Source organism: Acinetobacter rudis (assembly GCF_000829675.1).
GTDB lineage: Bacteria > Pseudomonadota > Gammaproteobacteria > Pseudomonadales > Moraxellaceae > Acinetobacter > Acinetobacter rudis.
Genome location: NZ_BBRX01000123.1, coordinates 1 through 4,420, shown reverse-complemented (window position 1 = coordinate 4,420; position 4,420 = coordinate 1). Strand labels below are relative to the sequence as shown.

Annotated in this window: 6 protein-coding genes and 1 tRNA gene; 4 read left to right on the top strand and 3 right to left on the bottom strand. The window is 39.1% G+C overall.

Going from position 1 to position 4,420, the window contains the following annotated elements; translation table 11 throughout:
* On the bottom strand, positions 1-209 hold a 209-nt coding region (locus Aru01_RS17945), incomplete at its 3' end, for a hypothetical protein (RefSeq protein ID WP_042111748.1).
* 163 nt (positions 210-372) lie between these two features.
* Between Aru01_RS17945 and Aru01_RS17940 the strand changes: the two genes are divergently transcribed.
* Positions 373-1,080: a hypothetical protein gene (locus tag Aru01_RS17940; RefSeq protein WP_016655457.1), complete on the top strand. Its 708-nt coding sequence runs from the start codon at positions 373-375 to the stop codon at positions 1,078-1,080.
* 70 nt (positions 1,081-1,150) lie between these two features.
* Positions 1,151-1,801, top strand: a complete 651-nt coding sequence (locus Aru01_RS17935; RefSeq protein ID WP_162183624.1) for a tetratricopeptide repeat protein — start codon at positions 1,151-1,153, stop codon at positions 1,799-1,801.
* Between the two features lie 41 nt (positions 1,802-1,842).
* Here Aru01_RS17935 and Aru01_RS17930 read toward each other — a convergent pair.
* Positions 1,843-1,918, bottom strand: a tRNA-Asn gene (locus Aru01_RS17930).
* Between the two features lie 170 nt (positions 1,919-2,088).
* Between Aru01_RS17930 and Aru01_RS17925 the strand changes: the two genes are divergently transcribed.
* Positions 2,089-2,508: a GFA family protein gene (locus Aru01_RS17925; protein ID WP_016655459.1), complete on the top strand. Its 420-nt coding sequence runs from the start codon at positions 2,089-2,091 to the stop codon at positions 2,506-2,508.
* A 78-nt stretch (positions 2,509-2,586) separates the two neighbouring features.
* Here the strand turns inward: Aru01_RS17925 and Aru01_RS17920 are convergent, their stop codons facing one another.
* Positions 2,587-3,822 carry a pyridoxal phosphate-dependent aminotransferase gene (locus Aru01_RS17920; RefSeq protein ID WP_016655460.1) on the bottom strand — a complete coding sequence of 412 codons (1,236 nt, stop codon included), beginning with the start codon at positions 3,820-3,822 and terminating at the stop codon, positions 2,587-2,589.
* A 217-nt stretch (positions 3,823-4,039) separates the two neighbouring features.
* Between Aru01_RS17920 and Aru01_RS18500 the strand changes: the two genes are divergently transcribed.
* Complete coding sequence (locus tag Aru01_RS18500; protein ID WP_016655461.1) at positions 4,040-4,204, top strand: hypothetical protein; 165 nt, start codon at positions 4,040-4,042, stop codon at positions 4,202-4,204.
* Positions 4,205-4,420: the final 216 nt, after the last annotated feature.

The window sequence follows — 4,420 nt, the reverse complement described above, 5'->3', positions numbered from 1 at the left end:
ATCACGAGGGTAAGTTCAGTTTTATGATCGATATTTCTGAGCCACTGTTGCCATGTGGCAGCAAATACTTGACGATTTTGTGGTGGCTCCCAAGACATATATTGGGTTAGGTTTGGAGTAATACAGTTAAATATTTCATCGGCATCTTCGGCGGTAAAGGGTTTTAATATCAGCGGAGATGATTTAATTTCCAGGGTTTGCCATGTCATGTCGATCACTTTTAGTGTGTTAGTCAGCGTATAGTTATCTCATAACAGTACTCAAAGGTATAGTTGAGTTGGAGCTATTGCGGATTAAATTGTAAAAGAGAGCTCTGATATTTAAAGATTGTTATACTGATTTTATTGAAATTTAAAAAGTTAAGGGGCATAAATGATCGTTGCAGGGGGAGGTGCTGGCGGATTGTTTTTTGTCTTTTTAATTTTAGTATTTTGGGGAATCGGATCTGTAATTTTTTATTGGGTTTGGCGAAGAAAATATTTACGTCTTGGCTTAGCTGTTCCATCGCTGAAAAAATGGCAGCTTGGAGTGATGTATAGCCCGATTATTTTATTGATTTTATCTGTGCTTTTTATTTTTTTGCTCAATATGAAAAATGAAGAGTATTTAAGATATGAACATGAAAAGGATAAAAACCGATTTTTTACCATTGAGAAAGAAACAGCTTTTGGTGAGATCATACTTCCAGTTGGAACACACATAAGTAAAAATATTCCCGCAGGGCTTAAATACCATGCACCTCGTGATTTAAATAATGTAGATGGTATTCAATTTCCTGATCCAGTGATGATCAATGGGATGTCTGTGTTAGAAATTTCACCTACGATCGGTTTTTTACGTTTAGCTGAAGATTATCATTTTTTAGAACAGGGTAAGCAACGCAGCTGTGTTAAAAGCAATTATCTTATTGTGGAGCTCAATAACAGACAGTACGTTGAGCAATACTTTAACCAAGGATTACCGATTCCACCTTCGACCTTTAAACCTAGTCTTTGGACGATTGCAGATTGCACGATAAAAATTGATTTTCCATCTTCAGTGCCTTATTGGGAAAATGGTGTATTGAAAAATCTTGATTGATTTAAAAATAGAAATAGTTGCGGATTCGTTTTATCTTTAGATGGTTTATGACGGGGAAACACAAGTAAAGATGTATTCAATTCAATATCTACTGGGGATTGCTCTACTGGCCAGTGTCTCGAGCATGTGTTTTGCTCAAAATACAGGAGAAATTATTTTAGAAAAGGCTGTTGCTGTTCCTAACTCACCTAAATTGCAAGAGAGTGAAAAAGATCATTTTGAACGCTTGAAACAGCATGCAGAGCAAGGCGATGCAACAGCCCAGTTTCAGCTTGCAGCAATGTATGCAGATGGCCGCGTGGTAGCCAAAGATGTGCATCAAGCCATTAAGTACTATGTTCAGGCTGCACAGCAGGGGCATGCTTCAGCACAGTTTCATCTTGGACGTCTTTATGAAAGCCAAGGATTCGTACAGGATCTGCAAAAAGCGGTCTATTGGTATAGTCGGGCAGGAGAGCAGGGCTATTCATTAAAATATCTTGCGGCGATGTATTATGAGGGTCGTGGTGTACAGCAAGACTATGCTCAAGCCTTTAAGTTATTTCAAACTTCAGCCGAAGCAGGAGATATAGATTCTCAGTACCAATTAGGCAAAATGTATATTGCTGGTGAGGGTGTGAAGAAGAATAATACTCAGGCTATATTTTGGTTGGAAAAGGCGGCAAAACATGGCCATGGTGAAGCGAAGTCTTTGTTGGTTGAGATGCAGAGTACATCTTAAAATAGAAAAAGCCCACTTCAATGAAGTGGGCTTTTAGAATTTGGCTCTCCAACCTGGGCTCGAACCAGGGACCTGCGGATTAACAGTCCGTCGCTCTACCGACTGAGCTATTGGAGAATCTGAGTGCGATTATAAGCAGATTTTAATAATGGTCAAGGTAAATTTTTACATTCCTGTTTAATTTCATATTGGATGTTCTATATTTGAGCAAAAATAGCAAATTCAGTAATGTTTGAGCGATAATTAGCCGCTGAGAATAAAAAGCAAATGATAGATAAGGAGAGCATATGAAAGGTCAGTGTGTCTGCGCTGCAACGCAGTTTGAGGTCGAATTACAAAATCATCATGTACATAGTTGTCACTGCTCAATATGTAGAAGACAAACCAGTGGGGTCATTATGACCATTGATATTGTGCCTGGTAGTTTGAAGTTTAGTCAGCAAGCGCAATTAGCAATTTATGATTCTTCTACTTGGGGAGAGCGGGGTTTTTGTAAACAGTGTGGCACCAATTTGTTTTGGCGCACCAAAGATCAGAGTTATTGTAATATTAATGCTTTTGCTTTAAATGAAGCACCTGCTGATTTAGATTTTGGTTTGGAAATTTATATCGACAATAAACCTGATTTTTATAGTTTTGCTGGACAACGTAAAACTTTGACTGAAGCAGATGTGGTTGCGATGTTCCAAGCAGATCCCAAAGCTTAAGTTGTTTCATTGATTGTATTTATAGAATAAAAAAGACCGCATCTCTTGATGCGGTCTTTTTAAGGCATTAAAGCAACATTATTTTGCTGCTTTTTCCGCTTCAATCGAAGCAATTGCGGCATCTACACCTTCAATTGAGTCAGCAGCTTTTTTAATACGTGCAAGTGCATCAACGAGAACTTCGTCAGCAGTTGCATAAGAAATACGCATAAAGCCACCTAGACCAAACGCATCACCAGGTACAACAGCAACACCAGTCTCTTCTAATAACCATTCAGAGAATTCTGTGCAAGATTTTAAACCTTTAGCACGAATTAATGGACGGATATTGGCATAAGCATAAAAAGCGCCATCTGCTGGCAAGCAAGAGATACCATGGATTGCGTTTAAGCCATTCATCACAAGATCATGACGACGTTTAAATGCTTCAATCATTGGTTTAAGTACGTCTTGTGGACCATTTAAAGCAGCTTCAGCAGCAACTTGTGAAATAGATGTTGGGTTAGACGTTGATTGTGATTGGATTTTTTTCATCGCACCAATCAACTTAGCAGGACCTGCTGCATAACCAATACGCCAGCCTGTCATTGCATAAGCTTTTGATACACCATTTAATACGATTACACGATCATATAAATCTGGTGCAACAGTTGCGATGTTATAGAACTCATCATCCCAACGGATCGGTTCGTACATGTCATCAGAAGCAACCATCACTTGTGGGTATTTACGTAAAACTTCAGCCAAAGCTTCAAGTTCAGCTTTAGTGTAGATCATACCTGTAGGGTTTGATGGGCTGTTGAGTACAACCAAACGTGTTTTGTCTGTGATCGCAGCTTCAAGTTGTGCAGCAGTGATTTTAAAGCGTTGCTCTTCACCACACTTCACGATGACTGGTGTACCTTCAGCAATGATCACCATATCTGGGTAGCTTACCCAATATGGAGCAGGAATGATTACTTCATCACCTTTGTTTAACAGTGCTAGTGCAAGGTTAAAAAATGATTGTTTACCACCGCAAGATACTAAAATTTGGTTTGCTTGATAGTCAAGTTGGTTATCGCGTTTTAACTTAGCAATAATTGCTTTTTTCAAACCAGGAGTACCGTCAACAGCGGTGTATTTGGTGAAACCGTTGTTAATGGCGTTAATCGCCGCATCTTTGATGTGTTGTGGGGTATCAAAATCAGGCTCACCCGCACCTAGACCAATGACATTTTTACCAGCAGCTTTAAGTTCTGCAGCTTTGTTGGTCACCGCAAGGGTAGGGGACGGTTTGATGGCATTGACACGATCAGAAAGACGAACGTCCACGGCAATATTCCTTCTTATGGGATAAAAAAATAAAAACAGCTTATCTTAGCCTAAAAATTTCTATTCAGGGATGAATATCAAATAAAAATAGTAAATTACTATGATTTTTTTTGAGAATGATAATATTGTTGGAATTTTACAAGCTCAATGACATCAGGGCTCGCATATTGCGGTAAAAATAATTAAAATCTGCAATACGCTATTTGAGGTCATACTCATGTCAAAAACACCAAAGCGGCAGGTGACATTGCCCTTTCCTGTTGCTATGCAGCAAAATGCAGAAGATGTCACACACAATGCTGTGCGCCCTAAGCCTGAAGGTTATGCGGATAAAACTTGGCCACCACCACGTGGTACACGACGTTCGATGGGTAAACGTTAAGTATTAGTCTGATTTTCAGTAAAAAGAGAAGCAATAAATATTGCTTCTCTTTTTTTAGTGCTTATTTCTTTGAACGATGTGCAGCACTAGGTGCTGAAATTTCACGTACCCCTAACCAGACATCCACAAAATCTTGTTCGTTTAATCGATAGAGCTCAAGTAGAGCCAAGATTACGCCACCAATCTGCATTGCTGATGCATCATTGTCGATAAACT